Genomic DNA, 1,339 nt, shown 5'->3' with positions numbered 1-1,339 from the left:
CCAATCTCATTTGCCCTGGTCTTCGACGGCTTGAAGGACTCGGATCGCGCCGATGATCGTGGTGGCTCGGCGTGGGCAGCAGCGCAGCTTGGTCAGTAGCTTCCAGGTCTTGAGGGTGGCGATAGCGCGTTCGCCGGGTGCCCGGTTGCGGGCGTGGTTGCTGTTGACCTTCTTCTGGTTTGTCGAGAGGGTGCGAGGCTGTCGGCGGAACGGTACGGCGATGGTTGGTCCGGCGGCGCGGTAGGCGTTGTCCGCGTAGCAGGCGACGCCGAATTTGGTCAGGGCCGTGGGGATGCCGTGCCGGCGGGTGGCGGTGAGGTCGTGGGTGGCGCCGGGTAGTGCGGGTGAGGCCCACAGCAGGTTGCCACGGGTGTCGGCTAGGACCTGCACGTTGACGCCGTGGCGTTTGTGCTTGCCGGAGTAGTAGGGGCGGTCTTCAGCGATGCGGTCGATCGGGATCAGGGTGCCGTCGAGAATGACCCACAGCAGGCGGGATGCCCGGTAGACGGCCTGCTCCAGGGTGGGCGCCGCGGCAGCGAGCAGGTTGATGGCTTCGCGGACGTAGCGATGGGCGGTGGCCACGCCGATGCTGAAGCCGGCCGCTGAGCCGGGTGTAGGTGTCGCCGTTGCGGAGGTGAGCCAGCGCCAGGAGTGCTTGCTGGCCGGGGGTCAGACGCCGCCAGCGGGTGCCGCGATCGGCGCGGTGCGCGCGTAGTTGCTCGGCGAGGTGGGTCAGGGTACAGGTGGATAGCGGGATAGTGGCGGGATAGGTTAACAACGAAGCTCCCGGACAGGCAGCCGATCTTGGTCGACCGATGTCTTACCGGGAGCTTCGTCCTTTGTGGGCAGATGACACGGCCACGTGGCCGACCTGTGACTCATCGCCTGAGTGGTTCCTGCGGGCTGGCACGATGACGGGGTGGGTGTCTGGGACGAGCTGACAGCTGAGCAGTACACCGTGATGATCAATGCGGTAGAAGAGGCTTACCTCAACGGCGTGGTCTACGAGTACAACCGTCGAGTCAACGGACAGGTGAAGGTCGGGGACGTGCTGGTCGCGCGACCCATCTCTGAAGACACCGTGCGGTCGTTGATCCCCCGCTTCGCTGGAGTGGTCGCAGACCTCCTCGCCATGGGCTGGATCGAGATCCGCGAACCGCACAACGGCGTTTGGGATGAAGCTGCCGTGATGACCGAGGCCGAGATCGCCTCCGCCCTCGCCGATCCCGACACCTGGATCTCACACGTTGACGGCGATAACCGCATGGTCATGCTCATGACTACCGACCGCTGGGACCAGCTAGTCAGCGGTTGAGCGAGCAGGTTGGAAAGGCCTCAA

1 protein-coding gene and 1 pseudogene are annotated in these 1,339 nt (G+C 65.2%); one reads left to right on the top strand and one right to left on the bottom strand.

What is annotated here, in order from left to right:
• Positions 1-6: 6 nt before the first annotated feature.
• Positions 7-778: pseudogene (locus tag Raf01_RS49010) on the bottom strand (transposase family protein).
• Positions 779-919: 141 nt separating this feature from the next.
• Here Raf01_RS49010 and Raf01_RS49005 point away from each other — a divergent pair.
• Positions 920-1,315 (top strand): hypothetical protein, encoded by a 396-nt coding sequence (locus tag Raf01_RS49005; protein WP_203925056.1) that lies wholly within the window; start codon positions 920-922, stop codon positions 1,313-1,315.
• Positions 1,316-1,339: the final 24 nt, after the last annotated feature.

It is taken from the genome of Rugosimonospora africana, assembly GCF_016862975.1.
GTDB classification, from domain to species: Bacteria; Actinomycetota; Actinomycetes; order Mycobacteriales; family Micromonosporaceae; genus Rugosimonospora; species Rugosimonospora africana.
The sequence above is the reverse complement of the archived record's forward strand: the minus strand, read 5'-3'. Positions and strand labels throughout refer to the sequence as shown.